General features: G+C 64.0%; 16 protein-coding genes and 2 pseudogenes. 17 read left to right on the top strand and 1 reads right to left on the bottom strand.

Features of this window, described 5'->3' with window-relative positions; all coding sequences use genetic code 11:
- The first annotated feature begins 14 nt into the window (after nt 1-14).
- The 8 genes and pseudogenes from KRX52_RS20275 (at nt 15) to KRX52_RS20240 (ending at nt 7,319) form a co-directional block, all read left to right on the top strand.
- The gene (locus KRX52_RS20275) at nt 15-455 is read left to right on the top strand and encodes a lipocalin-like domain-containing protein (protein WP_217683537.1); all 441 of its coding nucleotides are present in this window, start codon (nt 15-17) and stop codon (nt 453-455) included.
- Nucleotides 456-468: 13 nt separating this feature from the next.
- Nucleotides 469-1,299, top strand: coding sequence for an alpha/beta fold hydrolase (locus KRX52_RS20270; protein ID WP_217683536.1), 831 nt, complete (start codon nt 469-471; stop codon nt 1,297-1,299).
- 28 nt (nt 1,300-1,327) lie between these two features.
- A pseudogene (locus tag KRX52_RS20265) lies at nt 1,328-2,482 on the top strand (FAD-dependent oxidoreductase); the annotation flags it as partial.
- Between the two features lie 150 nt (nt 2,483-2,632).
- Nucleotides 2,633-3,421, top strand: coding sequence for a 2-oxopent-4-enoate hydratase (dmpE, locus tag KRX52_RS20260; protein WP_254797711.1), 789 nt, complete (start codon nt 2,633-2,635; stop codon nt 3,419-3,421).
- 72 nt (nt 3,422-3,493) lie between these two features.
- Complete coding sequence (locus tag KRX52_RS20255) at nt 3,494-4,303, top strand: SDR family oxidoreductase (RefSeq protein ID WP_217683534.1); 810 nt, start codon at nt 3,494-3,496, stop codon at nt 4,301-4,303.
- A 220-nt stretch (nt 4,304-4,523) separates the two neighbouring features.
- Nucleotides 4,524-5,306: an alpha/beta fold hydrolase gene (locus KRX52_RS20250; RefSeq protein WP_217683533.1), complete on the top strand. Its 783-nt coding sequence runs from the start codon at nt 4,524-4,526 to the stop codon at nt 5,304-5,306.
- Between the two features lie 103 nt (nt 5,307-5,409).
- Nucleotides 5,410-6,639, top strand: coding sequence for an NAD(P)/FAD-dependent oxidoreductase (locus tag KRX52_RS20245; RefSeq protein ID WP_254797710.1), 1,230 nt, complete (start codon nt 5,410-5,412; stop codon nt 6,637-6,639).
- A 44-nt stretch (nt 6,640-6,683) separates the two neighbouring features.
- Nucleotides 6,684-7,319: a nitroreductase family protein gene (locus KRX52_RS20240; RefSeq protein ID WP_217683532.1), complete on the top strand. Its 636-nt coding sequence runs from the start codon at nt 6,684-6,686 to the stop codon at nt 7,317-7,319.
- 82 nt (nt 7,320-7,401) lie between these two features.
- On the opposite strand, the gene KRX52_RS20235 is transcribed toward KRX52_RS20240, so the two are convergent.
- On the bottom strand, nt 7,402-8,319 hold the full coding sequence (locus tag KRX52_RS20235; RefSeq protein WP_437439720.1) for a LysR family transcriptional regulator: 918 nt from the start codon (nt 8,317-8,319) through the stop codon (nt 7,402-7,404).
- A 304-nt stretch (nt 8,320-8,623) separates the two neighbouring features.
- On the opposite strand from KRX52_RS20235, the gene KRX52_RS20230 reads away from it, so the two are divergent.
- The 9 genes and pseudogenes from KRX52_RS20230 (at nt 8,624) to KRX52_RS20190 (ending at nt 15,277) form a co-directional block, all read left to right on the top strand.
- Nucleotides 8,624-8,845, top strand: coding sequence for a hypothetical protein (locus KRX52_RS20230; RefSeq protein WP_217683530.1), 222 nt, complete (start codon nt 8,624-8,626; stop codon nt 8,843-8,845).
- Nucleotides 8,846-8,945: 100 nt separating this feature from the next.
- Entirely contained in the window at nt 8,946-9,884 is a 939-nt protein-coding gene (locus tag KRX52_RS20225; RefSeq protein WP_217683529.1) for an acetaldehyde dehydrogenase (acetylating), read from the top strand.
- Between the two features lie 11 nt (nt 9,885-9,895).
- Nucleotides 9,896-10,924, top strand: a complete 1,029-nt coding sequence (dmpG, locus tag KRX52_RS20220) for a 4-hydroxy-2-oxovalerate aldolase (RefSeq protein ID WP_217683528.1) — start codon at nt 9,896-9,898, stop codon at nt 10,922-10,924.
- A gap of 138 nt (nt 10,925-11,062) precedes the next feature.
- The gene (locus tag KRX52_RS20215; protein ID WP_217683527.1) at nt 11,063-11,800 is read left to right on the top strand and encodes a hypothetical protein; all 738 of its coding nucleotides are present in this window, start codon (nt 11,063-11,065) and stop codon (nt 11,798-11,800) included.
- Nucleotides 11,801-12,091: 291 nt separating this feature from the next.
- The gene (locus tag KRX52_RS20210) at nt 12,092-12,418 is read left to right on the top strand and encodes a nitroreductase family protein (RefSeq protein ID WP_217683526.1); all 327 of its coding nucleotides are present in this window, start codon (nt 12,092-12,094) and stop codon (nt 12,416-12,418) included.
- A gap of 184 nt (nt 12,419-12,602) precedes the next feature.
- A pseudogene (locus KRX52_RS20205) lies at nt 12,603-12,833 on the top strand (MFS transporter); the annotation flags it as partial.
- Between the two features lie 251 nt (nt 12,834-13,084).
- Nucleotides 13,085-14,065 carry a winged helix DNA-binding protein gene (locus tag KRX52_RS20200; protein WP_217683525.1) on the top strand — a complete coding sequence of 327 codons (981 nt, stop codon included), beginning with the start codon at nt 13,085-13,087 and terminating at the stop codon, nt 14,063-14,065.
- Entirely contained in the window at nt 14,059-14,820 is a 762-nt protein-coding gene (locus tag KRX52_RS20195; protein WP_367890563.1) for a hypothetical protein, read from the top strand. Before KRX52_RS20200 ends, KRX52_RS20195 begins: the two co-directional genes overlap by 7 nt.
- Before the next feature lie 130 nt (nt 14,821-14,950).
- Complete coding sequence (locus KRX52_RS20190) at nt 14,951-15,277, top strand: hypothetical protein (RefSeq protein ID WP_217683524.1); 327 nt, start codon at nt 14,951-14,953, stop codon at nt 15,275-15,277.
- The last annotated feature ends 299 nt before the right edge of the window (nt 15,278-15,576 follow it).

Here is a 15,576-nt window from a genome sequence, read left to right as displayed (position 1 = left end):
GGAAGGAAACAACAATGTCGACACCGCAAACCAATCTGGTCGGCCGCTGGGAAATCATCTCCTGGGAGCAGGCCTTCGACGACGGTCGCCGCGAGCTGCCGATGGGCGAACACCTGAACGGCTTCATCCAGTACACCGAAGACGGCGGCATGGCCTGCATGATCGCCGCCGCCGAGCGCCCCAACTTCGAGACCGGCGGCCAGTGGAACGCCAGCGACGCCGAAAAGGCCCGCGCCTATACCAGCATGCTGGCCTACGGCGGCCGCTACGAGGTGGACGGCGACGTCATCACCCACAAGGTCGACATCAGCATGTTCCCCAACTGGAAGGGCGGCGTGCAGAAGCGCCAGCTCGCGGTCAATGCCGACGGCACCCTGACCCTGAGCGCCCGCCTGGAAGAGGGCAGCCCCCAGGCCCGCACCGCGCGTCTGGTCTGGCGCCGTGCCGGCGCCTGAGAAGGAGAGAGCGATGACTACACCCGTGAATCCCGAAATCGGTCAGAGCATCCAGACCGGCGCGATGGTCACCAACTACCACGACATCGGCAGCGGCGAGCCGGTGCTGCTGCTGCACGGCTCCGGCCCCGGCGTCAGCGCCTGGGCTAACTGGCGGCTGACCATCCAGAATCTCAAAGATGATTTCCGCCTGCTAGCGCCGGACCTGGCTGGTTTCGGCTACACCCAGGTGCCCGAGGACATCGTCTACTCGCGCCAGCTCTGGCTCGAGCAGATCGTCGCCTTCATGGACGCCAAGGGTATCGATCGCGCCAACGTGGTCGGCAACTCCTTCGGCGGCTCGATGGCCCTGGCGCTGGCCATCCATCACCCCGAGCGGGTCAACAAGCTGATCCTGATGGGCAGCGTCGGCGTGCCCTTCGAGCTCACTGCGGGCCTCGACGCGGTGTGGGGCTACGAGCCCGCAGAGGAAAACATGCGCGCCATCATGCGCATCTTCGCCTACGACCAGTCGCTGATCGGCGACGACCTGGTGCGCATGCGCTACGAAGCCAGCAAGCGTGCCGGCGTGCACGAGGCCTACTCGCGCATGTTCCCGGCCCCGCGCCAGCGCTGGGTCGAGGCGATGGCACATGCCGAGGCGGACATCCGTGGCATCAAGCACCCGACCCTGCTGGTGCACGGTCGCGACGACAAGGTCATCCCGCTGTCGACCTCGCTGACCATGCTCGACTGGATCGACAACAGCCAGCTGCACATCTACGGCCGCTGTGGTCACTGGACACAGATCGAACATGGCGCCGCGTTCTGCCAGCAGGTCTCCAACTTCCTGAAAGCGGACTGACCCAGCCCACCGTTCTAATAACAAAAAAGGAATACGCGTTATGGCCAGCACCTCCTGCAAAGCAGCCCAGAAAGCCCTGATCGTCGGCGCCGGTACCGCGGGGATGTCCGCAGCGATCACCCTGCGCGGTATCGGCGTTGAAGTGGACATGATCGACATCAATCCGCAGTGGGGCGCCCTCGGCGCCGGTCTGACCATCACCGGTCCGACCCTGCGCGCCCTGCACCAGCTGGGCGTGTATGCCGACGTGGCCAGGGAGTCCTACGTCGGCGAGGGCATCCTGGTGTGCAATACCGCCGGTGAGCCGCTGCGCCAGCTGGCCACCCCGATGCCGGCCGACTCCCCGGTGGAGAGCAGCGGCGGCATCATGCGCCCGACCCTGCACAGCATCCTCGCCCGCCACGCCAAGGCGGCCGGCGCCAGCATGCGCCTGGGCCTGACCGTGAATGCGCTGGAGCAGGACGACGCGGGCGTCGACGTCACCTTCAGCGACGGCAGCCAGGGCCGCTACGACATGGTGCTGGGTTCCGACGGGGTGTTCTCGCGGGTGCGCAGCCTGATCTTCCCGGATGCGCCGAAGGCCGAATACACCGGGCAGAGCGCCTGGCGCCTCTTCCTGCCGCGTCCGGCCGAGGTGCAGCGCCGCACCTATTTCCTCGGCGGTCCGGTCAAGGTCGGCTTCACCCCGGTGTCCGACACCGACATGTACATGTTCCTGCTCGAGCGCACGCCCAAGGTTTTCATCGAGCCAGAGAACTTCCACAGCGAGCTGGCCAAGCGTCTGGAAGGCTACGGCGGCATCCTCAAGGACATCCGCGAGTCGCTCAGCGAAAAGGACAACGGCGCCATCAACTTCCGCCCGCTGGAGGCCTTCATTCTGCCGGCGCCTTGGTACAGCGGCCGCGTGCTGCTGATCGGCGACTCCGCGCATCCGACCACCCCGCAGCTCGCCTCGGGTGCCGGCATGGGCATCGAGGACGGCCTGGTGCTGGCCGAGGAGCTGGCCAACGCCGAGAGCGTGACCGAGGCCTACGTGCGCTTCATGGAGCGTCGTGAGCCCCGTTGCCGTCTGGTCACCAGCAGCTCGATGGAGCTGGGCCGTCTGGAGCAGGAGCGCGCGCCGGTCGAGGCGCAAACCGCGGTGGTGGAACGCGCGCTGCTCAAGCTGAGCGAGCCCATCTGAATCCAGAAACGATGCTCGGCCGGCCTGTGCTACCAAGGTGACCGCTAACTACTGATCGGCGGACACAGACGCCTTGGCGACCGTACAGGCCGGCGGGCATCGCCCCTCGGGGCGATGCCCGCCGCGACAGCAAGCAACAAGGGGAGCGAGATGACCATCGACGAAGCGCTGCTGCAAGGCATCAGCGATGAGCTGTACAACGCGCTGCGCATGGCCGAGGCCGTCGCCCCGCTGACCGAGCGCCATCCAGGGCTGACCATCGAAAACGCCTACACGATCCAGCAGCGCCTGCTCGCCAAGCGTTTGCAGCATGGCGAGCGCATCGTCGGCAAGAAGATCGGCGTGACCAGCCGCGCGGTGATGAACCTGCTCGGCGTGGAGCAGCCCGACTTCGGCATCCTCACCGACGCGATGACCTACAACTCCGGCGAAGCCATCCCGATGGCCGCGCTGATCCAGCCCAAGGCCGAGGGCGAGATTGCCTTCGTACTCAAACACGACCTGAGCGGTCCGGGGGTGACCGTGGCCGACGTGCTGCGCGCCACCGAAGGCCTGATGGTGTGCTTCGAGATCGTCGACTCGCGGATCCGCGACTGGAAGATCAAGATCCAGGACACCGTGGCCGACAACGCCTCCTGCGGCGTGTTCGTGCTCGGCGACCGCCTGGTGCCGGTCAACGAGGTGGACCTGAGCCTGTGCGGTATGGTGCTGGAGAAGAACGGCGAGATCGTCGCCACCGGCGCCGGCGCGGCCACCATGGGCTCGCCCGCGGTGGCGGTGGCCTGGCTGGCCAACACCCTCGGTCGCCTGGGCGTGCCGCTCAAGGCCGGCGAGGTGATCCTCTCCGGCTCGCTGGGGCCGATGATTCCGGTCGCCGCCGGCGACAACCTGCGGGTGTCCATCGGCGGTATCGGCAGCTGCGCGGTGCGCTTCACCTGAAGGCACGAATCGCTCCGGCCGCTGGCCGAGCCCTTTTTAAACTGCAACCTGCAACCCGATGCGGAGAAACTCATGCAGATGCTCAAAGACGATGTGGTCCTGGTGACCGGCGGCGGTTCCGGGCTGGGCCTGGGCGTCGCGCGCTATTGCAAGGCCGAAGGCGCCGAAGTGGTGATCTTCGAGATCTCCGCCGACAAGGTGCGCCAGCTCAAGGAGGAATTCGGCCCCGACGCGCTGATCATCCAGGGCGACGTGACCAAGCTGGCGGACCAGCTCGCCTGTCGCGACGCGATCCTCGCCCGCTACGGCCGGCTCAATGCGCTGATCGGCACCCAGGGCATCTTCGACGGCAACGTGCCGCTGCAGCAGATCCCGCTGGAGCGCATGGATGCGCTGTTCGACGAGCTCTTCCATGTCAACGTCAAGGGCTACATGCTGTCCGCGCGGGTGTTCTTCGACCTGCTCGAGGCGAGCCAGGGCGCCATGGTGCTGACCACCTCGACCGCCGCCTACGCTGCCGATGGCGGCGGCCTGGTGTACACCGCCACCAAGGGCGCGGTGCGCAGCCTGGTCAACCAGCTGGCCTTCGAGTTCGCGCCGCACGTGCGGGTCAACGGCGTGGCCCCGGCCGGCATCGCCAACAGCCAGCTGAAGGGGCCGGGCGCGCTGGGCCTCGACGCGCAGAAGCAGTCGGACATCCCCAAGGACGCCTTCCTGTCGATGTTCCGCTCGCTGAGCCTGCTGCAGGAGCTGCCGAGCGCCGAGGATCACGGGCCGCTCTACGCCTTCCTCGCCTCGCGGCACAACAAGATCATGACCGGCCAGACCGTGGTCGCCGACCAGGGGATGCTCAATCGCGCGGTCCTCAAGGGCGGGCACTGAGCTGCACCCGTAGCCAGATCACCGATCGCGATACCCACCAGCCTGCCCCGCGCGCGTCGTGCCTGACGCGCTGCGCGGCGGGCTTTTTCGTCTGCAGCGTACGGCCCGCGCCGTGCCACGGGCGAGCCATGCACTGGCCGCATAGCTGCATTCGGCCTCTTCATCTGGCTCCGGGGTAGGGGGCTTCGTACTCTGTTTGCAACAATAAGGAGCAAGTTCCATGAAGACGTTGCCGACTTTCCACACGGTCATCAAAGGCCCCGAGGGCGCCCCATGGCTGACCTTCATTCCCGGCATCGGCAATGACGCCTCGTTCTGGGCGCAGCAGGCCGATGCGCTGTCCAGCCAGTTCCGCGTGCTGTGCTTCGATCCCTGGGGGCATGGCGACAGCCCGCTGCCGCCGACCGACTGTCGCTTCGACGATGTGGTGCGCGGCGTGGTGGCGCTGTGGGACTCGCTGGGCATCCAGCGCTCCGGCGTGGTCGGCCTGGGCTTTGGTGGCTCCGTCGCGCTGGCGCTGGGCATCGACTATCCGCAGCGGGTCGAGCGCCTGGCCGCGTTCTGCTGCCGGCCGCGCCAGCCGGACGACCGTCGCGAGTTCTGGCGTAGCCGCCAGGCGGCGGTGGTCGAGCAGGGCATCGACCAGCTGGCCGATATCACTGTCGATCGCTGGCTGAGTGCGCAATTTCGCGCCAGTCACCCCGAGGTCGATCGACTCCTGCGCACGATGATGAAGCGCACCCGCCTGGACGGCTATCTGGCCTACGTCGGTGCCTTCATCGAGATGGACTTCAGCGAACGCTTCCAGACCCTCGCGGTGCCGACCCTGCTGGTGGCGGCCGAGCACGACCATGGCGGCGGCCCGGTCGAGGCGATGCGCGAGATGGCCGCGCAGAGTCCGCACGCCACCCTCACGGTGATCGACGGGGTTGGCCATATCTGCAACCACGAGGCGCCGGCGGCCGTGGAGCGCCTGCTCAAGCGTTTCTTCCTGGATCAGTGAAACGCCACCGGCCAGCGTGCACGGCGCAGGCGGCGCCAAATGATCCGCCCACGCCGGCCATGCCGCGGCGTGGGTCGGACGCATACTCTGAGAGATAACAATTATGAAAAGAGTCGTTATTGTCGGGGCGGGTCATGGCGGTTGCAGCCTCGCCTCAGCCTTGCGGGCGTCGGGTTACGACGGCGAGATCAGCCTGATCAGCGACGAGGCGGACTATCCCTATCATCGTCCGCCGCTGTCCAAAGCCTTCATGAGCGGTGACGGTTCGGCGCAGAGCGAGCAGAAGCTGCTCCTCGAGCCGGAAAGCTTCTATGTCGAGCAGCGCATCGATCTGCGCCGCAACACCAGGGTCCGCGCCATCAATGCCCCGGCCGACAGCGTCATCCTCAGCAGCGGCGACATCCTGCAGTACGATCACCTGGTGCTGGCCACCGGGGCGCGGGCGCGCACCCTGCCGATTCGCGGCAGCGAGCTGCTCGGCATCGAGGTGCTGCGCAGCCTGAAGGATGCACGGCGCATCCGCCGCAGCCTGGAGAACAGCCAGTCGATGGTGGTGGTCGGCGGCGGCTTCATCGGCCTGGAGCTGGCCGCCACCGCCCGCCAGCTCGGCAAGCAGGTGACGGTGCTGGAGACCGCCGCCCGGATCATGGAGCGCGCCGTCGCCCCGGCGGTGTCCGAATTCGTCACCCGCCGGCACCGCGACAAGGGCATCGCCATCGAGCTGAATGCCTGCGTGACCGCCTTCGCCGGCCGCGACGGCCATGTCACTGCCGTCCAGGGCGAAGCGGGCGAGTGGGCCGCCGACCTGGTCATCGTCGGCGCCGGCGCCATCCCCAACTGCGAGCTGGCCGAGGCCGCCGGCATCGTCTGCGCCAACGGCATCGTGGTCGATGGGCAACTGCGCACCTCGGTCGCCAACATCTTCGCCATCGGCGATTGCGCCGCCTACGAGAACGCCTTCGCCGGCAATCAGCGCCTGCGCCTGGAGTCGATCCAGAACGCCAATGATCAGGCCCGCGTGGTGGCCCAGGTGCTGACCGGCAATGCCGAGGCGCGCTTTCACGCGGTGCCGTGGTTCTGGTCCGACCAGGGCGAGATCAAGCTGCAGATGGTCGGCCTGCCGTTCGGCAGCAACGCTTGCGTGGTGCGTGGCGATCCCGCGCAGGGGCGCTTTTCGGTGTTCCGCTACCGGGACGACACGCTGGTTGCCGTCGAGTCGATCAACCAGCCGCTCGAGCACATCCTGAGCCGCAAGCTGATCGCCAGCGGCCTGTCGCCGGCCAAGGCGCTGCTCACCGACACCATGGTCGATCTGAAGTCCCTGCTGAACTGATCCCCGATCGGTTGGCCAACCCCCTAGCAACCAGAGACAAGCCGATGGATGTGATTGAGCTGTGCAACTGGCGTTACGCCACCAAGAAGATGATCCCGGGCCTGGTCGTTCCCGATGAGCAGGTCGAGCGGATCCTCGAGGCGGCCCGCCTGGCGCCGTCGTCGAGCGGCCTGCAGCCCTACGAGGTGCTGGTGATCAGCGATGCCGCGCTGCGCGCGCGGATCCAGGCGGTCGCCAAGAACCAGGCGCAGATCGCCGACTGCTCGCACCTGCTGGTGTTCGCCGCCTGGGACACCTACACCCCGGAGCGCATCCGCCAGGCCTTCGAGCAGACCCGCCGCGATCGTGGCGAGCTCTCGGAGTACTGGGCGAACTACGGCAAGGTGCTGGAGGAGCAGTATCCGGTGCGCGGCGCCGAGGTGAACTTCCAGCATACCGCCCGCCAGGCCTATCTCGCCCTCGGCTTCGCCCTGCTTGCGGCGGCTGCCGAGGGGGTGGACTGCACGCCGATGGAGGGCTTCGATGCCGACGCGCTGGATGACCTGCTCGGCCTGCGCGCCAGGGGGCTGCGCAGCGTGGTGCTGCTGCCGCTGGGCTATCGGGATGAAGAAAACGACTTGCTGCTGAAACTCAACAAGTCGCGCCGGCCGATGGCGGAATTCGCCAGCGAACTGAAGTAGCGCGCCGGCAACGGGCGCCGGGCTGCGCCCGGTGCAGCCGACCCCCACGCGCCCAGCGAGACTGGCGCGTGGGGGGCGCCGTTCAGGCGCGGGCTTTCAACAGCAGCGGCGCTTCCTGCTCGATGAGCTTCTCCACCGCCCGGGTGGCCAGGGTGTGCGGGCGCCCCAGGGAGCTGGCGAGGACCACGCTGCGTACCAGCTCGGGGTTGACGATGGTGGAGCTGGCAAAGCGCGGGTCGTTGGCGTGTTCGAACAACCCCGAGGTGATCGCATAGCCGCCACCGGCGGCAACGATCTCCCATTGCAAGCGAATCGAGTCGACCTCGACGGCGCAATTGAAGCTCACGTCATGGGACTTGGACAGCTTCTCCAGGCGCAGGCGCAACGGGTGGGGTCGGCGGGGCAGGACCAGGGGCAGATCATGCAGTGCGGTCAGCTCGATGGTGGGCTGGGCGAGCGTCGGATCGCCGTTGAGTCCGACCAGCATCAACTTGACCTGGGCCAGCACCGATTCCTCGGTGGTCGACACGTCCCCTTCGCGCAACAGGATCGCCATGTCGATGCGCCCTTCGTTGATCAGCTCCTCGAGGTACGAGCTGCTGCCCTCGCAGAAATACAGCTTGATACGCGGATAGCGCTCCCGCACCAGGGTGAACAGGTTGCCGGCCAGCGGAGACACTGCCGATGGCAGCAGGCCGACGCGCACCTCGCCGATGGGCACGCCGCCAGAGGTGCGGATGACGTCGGCCAGCTCATCGGCCTCGCCCTCGAGAGTTTCTATGCGCGGCAGCAGCTCGCGGCCGAAGTCGGTGAGGGTCACGCCGCGGCCGGTGCGGTTGAACAGGCGCACTCCGCAGGTCATCTCCAGCTGGGAGATGTGGCGGCTGATCATCGATTGCGGCACGTCCAGGGCTACGGCCGCCTGGGTCAGGCTGCCCAGCTTGGCGACCTTGATGAACAGATGCCATTTCGGATCCAGGATCGATTGCAAAACGGTCACCTCGCAAGTCAAAGCCGCATTGTTAGCACCGATCCGCAGTCAGAAAAAGACTTGTCAGCGGCGGGAAAATCAGAGCAATTCCTGATTTTTGCGCTCGGGGATTGCCCCATCCAGCCGCCAATCCGAGATTGCCGGGTGCGCCAGCATCCCCCCGCGCGGGCCGTCGCTGCCCTTATCTAGTTTCGGGATAGCTGCTTTGACCCGATGCCTCTGGCTCGGTCGATAGGCGCTTCGTAAGCTGAACTTCAGCTGACCGCTCCCCCCGCCTGGAATCAGGCACTCAATAATAAGAACGAGGTGTGGCATGGGTTTCGAACTCAAAGAGGCAATTGTGGCCGGACTGATTGGCGGGGTGATCGCCGCCGTCCTGGCATTCCTGATCAATCACTTCGTGATTCCTTTTCCGCAAACCCTCTTCGACAACTCGCTGGGCCACGGCATCAGCGGCCTGATCAGCGGCATCCTGAGCGGTTTCATCGGCGTTTACCTGGCCTTGAAGAAAGTGTGCCGGGCTACCGCGGTCTGATAGTTACTTCTGCATTCGACTGACTTGCCGGCCTGCTGCCGCGCGAGTGAGGGGTGAAATTTTGTCTGGTGATAACGAGTATCGAGGGCCGGGATTAAGCATGAATAACAAACTCAAGGTCGCCATCGTCGGCTCCGGCAACATCGGCACCGATCTGATGATCAAGATCCTGCGCAATGGCAAAAACCTGGAAATGGGCGCCATGGTCGGCATCGACCCGGCCTCCGACGGCCTGGCGCGCGCCGCCCGCATGGGCGTGGCCACCACCCACGAGGGTGTCGAAGGCCTGATCCGCATGGACGTGTTCAAGGACATCGACTTCGTCTTCGACGCCACTTCGGCCGGCGCCCACGTCAAGAACGACGCCTTCCTGCGCTCGCTCAAGCCCGGCATCCGCCTGATCGACCTGACCCCGGCGGCCATCGGCCCATACTGCGTGCCGGTGGTCAACCTGGAAGACAACCTCGCCGCGACCAACGTCAACATGGTCACCTGCGGCGGCCAGGCCACCATCCCGATGGTCGCCGCGGTATCGCGCGTGGCCAAGGTGCACTACGCCGAGATCGTCGCCTCCATCGCTTCCAAGTCGGCTGGCCCGGGCACCCGCGCCAACATCGACGAGTTCACCGAGACCACCTCCAAGGCCATCGAAGTGATCGGTGGCGCGGCCAAGGGCAAGGCGATCATCGTCATGAACCCGGCCGAGCCGCCGCTGATCATGCGCGACACCGTGTTTGTGCTGTCCGAGGCCGTCGACCAGGCCAAGGTCGAGGCCTCGGTCGAGGAAATGGCCCAGGCCGTGCAGGCCTACGTGCCGGGCTACCGCCTGAAGCAGAAGGTGCAGTTCGACGTGATCCCGGCAGACAAGCCGCTGACCATTCCCGGCCACGGCCAGTTCTCCGGGCTGAAGACCTCGGTGTTCCTCGAAGTCGAAGGCGCCGCCCACTACCTGCCGGCCTACGCCGGCAACCTCGACATCATGACCTCCGCCGCGCTGGCTACCGCCGAGCGCATGGCTCTTTCCATGATCAACGGCTGAGGAGCACTGCCATGACCTTCGACCCGAGCAAGAAGCTGTACATCTCCGACGTGACCCTGCGCGACGGCAGCCATGCCGTGCGCCACCAGTACTCGATCCAGAACGTGCAGGACATCGCCCGCGCGCTGGACGAGGCCCGCGTCGATTCCATCGAGGTGACCCACGGCGACGGCCTGCAGGGTTCCTCGTTCAACTACGGTTTCGGTGCCCACACCGACCTGGAGTGGATCGAGGCTGCCGCCGATGTCATCCAGCACGCGCGGATCACCGTGCTGCTGCTGCCCGGCATCGGCACGGTCCACGATCTGAAGGCCGCCTACGACGCCGGTGCCCGCTCGGTGCGCATCGCCACCCACTGCACCGAGGCGGACGTCTCCAAGCAGCACATCGAATACGCGCGCAGCCTCGGCATGGACACCGTCGGCTTCCTGATGATGAGCCACATGATCCCGGTCGAGCAGCTCGCCGCGCAGGGCAAGCTGATGGAAAGCTACGGCGCGCAGTGCATCTACATGGCCGACTCCGGCGGCGCGATGAACATGCAGGACATCCGCGACCGCATGCGCGCCTTCAAGTCCGTGCTGAATGCCGAAACCCAGACCGGCATGCACGCCCACCACAACCTGTCGCTCGGTGTGGCCAACTCCATCGCCGCGGTGGAGGAGGGTTGCGATCGCATCGACGCCAGCCTGGCCGGCATGGGCGCCGGTGCCGGCAACGCACCGCTGGAAGTATTCATCGCCGCCGCCGAGCGCATGGGCTGGAACCACGGCACCGACCTCTACCGGCTGATGGACGCTGCCGACGACCTGGTGCGCCCGCTGCAGGACCGTCCGGTGCGCGTCGACCGCGAGACCCTCGGCCTCGGCTACGCCGGCGTGTATTCGAGCTTCCTGCGCCACGCCGAAGTGGCCGCGGCCAAGTACGGCCTGAAGACCCTCGACATCCTCGTCGAACTGGGTCGCCGGCGCATGGTCGGCGGCCAGGAAGACATGATCGTCGACGTGGCGCTGGATCTGCTGGCGGCCCGAAAGGCCTGAGTCGGTTCGTCGAGCGAATACCGAGAACAGGTGTGCTGGATCAATCGGCGCACCTTGAAAACAATAATTCTGACAGGAGTCTTGTGGAGCGGGTGGTGGTCGCTGTGCGGTCTGGAGTCCAGAGAGGGAGTCGTGAAAATGAGAGCGAGCTGCATTGGCAAGCTGGTTGGATCGTTGGTTCTGCTGGTGGCCCTTGGTGCTCATGCCGGGGACCGGGTCTTGGACAAGATACAGATACTGCGAAGCGAGAGCTTCCGCGCCTGTGCGAGCATTCTGCTGAGTTATGACCCCTATTCGAGGTCATTTGACCGGGGCAAGAGCAGCGAACATCTGACCAGTCTGGATAAAATCGCCGAAGTCATTGGCGATCCAGGGTTGTCTGGAATCAAGGATGAATACACGGTCTTTTCCAGCGCCATCAAGGATCTGGAGTCAAGGCCCCGCGATGTCCCGGTCAACACCGTAAACAATATCCTGGCGGCTCAGGAAAAGCTGGTTGCCGTTGCCAATGGCATTTATTCGAGACAGGTTGCGGATAAGAGTTCGGCCAAGAAGAAGCTGCATGATTTGAGCGTCGTGAGTGGCAAGATGCTGCTCCTCTATCAAATTCGGCCCTATGGCGGTTTGGTGAGCTATCCGGGCATACTGCTGGATGGGGATGTCATGTCGTCGATCGATGCGGAAATATCTACAGGTCTTGACGCACTGCGTAAATCCAGTCCGGAATCTGCGCTGGATGTGGATGCCATACAGCGGAACTACGCGTATGTCAGGCCAATGATCTTTGATGCGCAGAAGAAGTTCGTGGCTGACGGGGTTAACTATTATCTGGGGAAAAACATCAGCCGACTGGATGCGCTGGCTGGCCGGATGTGAGTTCCTGAGGCGATCCAGGGCGATAGGCATCCACCTGAGCTCTTGCGCCTCAGGTGGATGCCTCCACTTCACGCGAGCTAACTCGATAGCTGAGCCAGACCAGCAGCGACTGTTGGAAATACCCCAGACAAACTGCGCACTTTGCTGCAAGTGCCGCATCGCAGGCATGCCCAGGCATCGAGAAATGGCAGGCAATAGCCCGGGCTGCATGCTCTACCGATGACTGGCATGCATGCTGCTAATCAGTGAAACTCCTATTTTCGGGGCGCCCTGCGCAACGACCTGCAGGCGGTGATCGAGGAGTTGCACCTGCCGCCGCTGGTCTACCCGGTGTTCGGTCTGTGCGTCGGCTATCCCGATCCGGACAAGCCTGCCGCAATCAAGCCACGCCTGCCACAGGACGTGGTCCTGTACCGCGAGACCTACGCTGTGCCGGAGCAGGAAGCGCAATCGATCGAGAACTACGACCGTGCCGTGGCTGCCTTCTACCAGGAGCTGGGGCTGAACACCCCCAAGTGGAGCCGCCAGATGCTCGAACGGCTGAAAAGCATCGACGCCCTGCATGGTCGCGAACGGGTTGCCCAGGTACTCAAGGACCAAGGCTTCAACTTGCGCTGACAGCATTAGGTTCGCTGGACGCGAATGTAATCCTCTCTGCTGTGTTCGCGGGGTCAACCCGATCAGCGTCGGCAGCGGCGGGGAGGCCTGATGCCGCGAAGGCCCGGGCGTTAACGCGATAGACTGGACCAAGTACTGCGCCACCTGGGGCCATTCACGCCCGCCGATATCTGTGAGTTCTACATTGTCCGACTCGATAGCCGCTGCGCCCACGCGCAGCATTTACCGTCATCCCGGGTTCATGCCTTTTCTGCTCGGCCGCCTGGCCGCGGTGGGGGCGATTCATATCCAGGCGGTGGTGGTCGCCTGGCAAATCTATGACATGACCCGCGACCCGCTGTCGCTGGTTTATGTCGGCCTCGCGCAATTCATTCCCATGCTGCTGATGCTGATGCTGATGCTGATGCCGGCGGGCGCTGACCAGCCAGGTGCTGCATGCCAGTAGTTGGACGCCGGAGGTGGTGGCGAGGCGACAGGAGGAGTTGCTGGAGGTGCTGCGGCGGAGCTGGAGGCTGGTGTAAGGCGCTTCTGATCTGGTTGGGTATGGAAGGACAGCATGGCGCATGCGGCAAGGGGGCCTGTCAGAAGCACGCATGGATAACGTAAAAATTGCACGCTAACGTAGCGAGTGTTAGCGTGCGAAAATAATGTTGAAAACGGTGCGCCATGCTGTACGCAGAAATTGAACGCTATCTCTACGAGGTTCTCGGACTCCAGGTGCTCATCAGCCCTTGGAAAGAGGGGGCAAAGCTGCCGTTCTACCTTCAGGATGCTTACGAGTTCGCCGCTGTCGAGCTGCTGGGGGCCAGCTATGTGCTGTTGCTGGCACGAGATGGAGGAAGCACTGCAAGCGAGCTGCGCAAGCGAATGGAGACACTTGACCGCTTGACCGGGGCTGTGGGGGTTTATGTGATTTCTGCGCTGAACTCCCATGAACGAAAGCGTTTGATCGAGCAGCATGTGCCATTCATCGTACCGGGTAATCAGCTGTATTTGCCTGATCTAGGGGTCGATCTGCGGGAGTATTTTCGCCGGCGTCGCCAATCGCCTGATAAGACGCTGAGTCCGGCGACACAAGCCTTGTTGATTCGCGCCTTGCTGCAGCCTTGGCAGGGAGAGATTCATCCGGCCGAGCTGGGGGAGCGTCTGAGTTATACGGCCATGACGCTCTCACGAGCCGGGAAGGAACTTGAGGCTGCTGGGTTGGTGCAGGCCGTGGGTAAAGGGCGTTCGCGCTGGCTGCGCTTCCATGTCGACAATCCGAGAGAGGTCTGGCAAGCGGCACTGCCTCTTTTGCGCGACCCGGTGAAGAAGCGTTTTTGGGTATCGCCGGAGTGTCTGGCCCAGGGGCCGTTCCTGCTGGCAGGGGAGAGTGCACTGGCACTTATGACGTTACTGGCTGACCCGCTGAACCCCGTGTATGCCATCAGCGCCGAGCAGTGGAAGCTGATGCAGCAGGAAGGCATTCAGGAGCTGCCGGGAAGGGAGCCGGGTGCGCTACAGCTGCAGATATGGCGCTATAGCCCTGAGATTTACGAAGCAGGAGATGCGGTTGACCCCTTGTCGTTGATTCTGAGCTTGCAGGGAGAGCACGACGACCGTGTCCGGCAGGCGGTGGAAGAGCTTGAGGAGCAATTGCCGTGGTAAGGGGACTGGATATTTTTCGCCAGCATTTCGCTGAATTCACTGATCGCTATGTGCTGATCGGCGGTGTGGCGGCGGCCCTGGCCATGAGTGAGGCTGACCTGCCTTTCCGGGCCACCAAGGATCTGGACCTGGTGCTGGTCGTTGAGGCGTTGGACGCCAGCTTCGGCGAGCATTTCTGGTGCTTCATCGAGGCCGGTGGTTATGAGATCCGCCAAAAAAGCGATGGGCAGCCGCAGTTCTATCGTTTCCAGAAACCGGCTAACTTCAGTTATCCCGTCATGCTGGAGCTGTTCTCCCGTGTCCCGGATGGTCTGCAGTTGCATGATCAGGCCCATCTGACACCGATCCCACTGGATGAGGTGGTTTCCAGCCTTTCGGCCATTCTGCTGGATGACAAGTACTACGAATTCATCGTGGCGGGGCGGCGGACGTCGGGTGATGTGACATGGGTCGATGCTGACCGGCTGATTCCTCTGAAGGCGCATGCCTGGCTCGATCTGAGCGCTCGCAGACAGGCAGGCGAGGGAATTGATAGCCGCAATGTCAGCAAACATCTCGCCGATGTCCTGCGCTTGAGTCAGCTGCTGTCGCCTGACGAGCGTGTTGAATTGCCCGAGCGGGTTGCCGTGGACTTCCAGCGTTTCCTTGAGCTGCTGCCGGAGCAGGCGCCGGACTTGAGGTCTCTGAATCTGGGCCGGATCACGCTGCCTGTGCTGATCGAGCGGCTGCGAGCGGTTTATGGCTTTGGCCACTAGCGGAAGCCCTGACTGCTCAATTAAATCTTTTAATTTCAATAGGTTGTAGCCGTTCGTGAGCCAAGGTAAAAAATTTCACCTTGGCCTCTGGTTGTCATCGGCAAGCCCGGCAGATGGATGAGCGTGTGTTATGAAAGTGATCGAGGCCTTGAGCAAAAACTTGCGGGGTACTGCGCAGTACCACGCAAGCGCACAGGCCACCCCTGCGGCGACTCTGTGGCCGGACAAGGAGCGCGAGTGGCTGCCGGTATTGGGACAGTTGCAGGCGGTGTTGCCTGAGTTGTTCTGCCTGGGCGACTACGCCCCTGAGCGACGCCAAGGGCCGGCGGTGTGGCTCAAGTGCGTGATAGCCAGAACCTTGCCGGAGATAGTGCTGCCGGAGGGGGGGCACGCCGATTCTCTATCTGCTGGGTGTCAGCCGTCAGGATTTGTGGGCGATTGCTTCCTGCTCGATTGAGCTGCAGCCGCTAGCCGAGCTGCAGTACGGGGCTTTTCTACGTCTGCAGTTTGGTGCGCTCTCCAGAGCTTAATCCGCCAGCGCTTCCGGGGCCGTACCCCGACGCAACTTGTGCGCCTCCAGTGAGGAAAACACTCACATGGTGCAGGTTTGAGCCAGTTGCAGTGGGTGAGTGCTGCGCGCCCCAAGACGGACGAGGAAGAAAAAGGCGGGCTTGGTACTATGGGGTGGATCGGTTCCGTATCTCAATCGGGTGATCTCGTGGATGTTTTGGAATCGATTTCCGTGTAAGCTACTGA

Source organism: Geopseudomonas aromaticivorans, from assembly GCF_019097855.1.
In the GTDB taxonomy this organism is placed as follows: Bacteria; Pseudomonadota; Gammaproteobacteria; order Pseudomonadales; family Pseudomonadaceae; genus Geopseudomonas; species Geopseudomonas aromaticivorans.
This window is presented reverse-complemented; position numbering and strand designations above follow the sequence as displayed.

Coding starts and splice junctions, on each gene's coding strand:
- KRX52_RS20270 (WP_217683536.1), top strand. CDS start 469: ATGACTACACCCGTGAATCCCGAAATCGGTCAGAGCATCCAGACCGGC.
- KRX52_RS20245 (WP_254797710.1), top strand. CDS start 5,410: ATGAAAAGAGTCGTTATTGTCGGGGCGGGTCATGGCGGTTGCAGCCTC.
- KRX52_RS20215 (WP_217683527.1), top strand. CDS start 11,063: ATGAGAGCGAGCTGCATTGGCAAGCTGGTTGGATCGTTGGTTCTGCTG.
- KRX52_RS20240 (WP_217683532.1), top strand. CDS start 6,684: ATGGATGTGATTGAGCTGTGCAACTGGCGTTACGCCACCAAGAAGATG.
- KRX52_RS20250 (WP_217683533.1), top strand. CDS start 4,524: ATGAAGACGTTGCCGACTTTCCACACGGTCATCAAAGGCCCCGAGGGC.
- dmpG (WP_217683528.1), top strand. CDS start 9,896: ATGACCTTCGACCCGAGCAAGAAGCTGTACATCTCCGACGTGACCCTG.
- KRX52_RS20275 (WP_217683537.1), top strand. CDS start 15: ATGTCGACACCGCAAACCAATCTGGTCGGCCGCTGGGAAATCATCTCC.
- KRX52_RS20200 (WP_217683525.1), top strand. CDS start 13,085: ATGCTGTACGCAGAAATTGAACGCTATCTCTACGAGGTTCTCGGACTC.
- KRX52_RS20225 (WP_217683529.1), top strand. CDS start 8,946: ATGAATAACAAACTCAAGGTCGCCATCGTCGGCTCCGGCAACATCGGC.
- dmpE (WP_254797711.1), top strand. CDS start 2,633: ATGACCATCGACGAAGCGCTGCTGCAAGGCATCAGCGATGAGCTGTAC.
- KRX52_RS20255 (WP_217683534.1), top strand. CDS start 3,494: ATGCAGATGCTCAAAGACGATGTGGTCCTGGTGACCGGCGGCGGTTCC.
- KRX52_RS20230 (WP_217683530.1), top strand. CDS start 8,624: ATGGGTTTCGAACTCAAAGAGGCAATTGTGGCCGGACTGATTGGCGGG.
- KRX52_RS20190 (WP_217683524.1), top strand. CDS start 14,951: ATGAAAGTGATCGAGGCCTTGAGCAAAAACTTGCGGGGTACTGCGCAG.